1 protein-coding gene is annotated in these 533 nt (G+C 62.3%); it reads left to right on the forward strand.

From position 1 onward, the window contains the following. The coding region (locus tag EOA60_RS36600; RefSeq protein ID WP_128312809.1) for a formate--tetrahydrofolate ligase at window positions 1-533 on the forward strand (533 nt) is incomplete at both ends.

Raw genomic sequence — 533 nt, forward strand, 5'->3', positions numbered from 1 at the left:
CCATGAAGATGAATGGCGGGGTCAAGAAGGAAGATCTCGGCAAGGAAAACATCGAAGCGGTCAAGAAGGGCTGCCTCAACCTCGGCCGTCACATCGAGAACGTGAAGCAGTTCGGCGTGCCGGCGGTGGTGGCGATCAACCACTTCACCACCGACACCGAGACCGAAATCCAGGCGATGAAGGACTTCGTCAAGGCGCAGGGCGCCGAGGCGATTCTGTGCAAGCACTGGGCTCAAGGCTCGGCCGGCATCGAGGACCTGGCGAAGAAGGTCGTCGAGATCGCCGAATCCGGCGCCTCGCAGTTCTCGCCGCTTTACCCGGACGAGATGCCGCTGTTCGAGAAGGTCAACACCATCGTCAAGCGCATCTATCGCGGCGACGAGGCGATCGCCGACAAATCGATCCGCGACCAGCTGCATGCCTGGGAACAGGCAGGCTACGGCAATCTGCCGGTCTGCATGGCCAAGACCCAGTACTCCTTCTCGACCGACCCAAACCTGCGCGGCGCGCCGACCGGCCATACCGTGCCGGTG

Source organism: Mesorhizobium sp. M1A.F.Ca.IN.020.06.1.1, assembly GCF_004023265.1.
GTDB lineage: Bacteria > Pseudomonadota > Alphaproteobacteria > Rhizobiales > Rhizobiaceae > Mesorhizobium.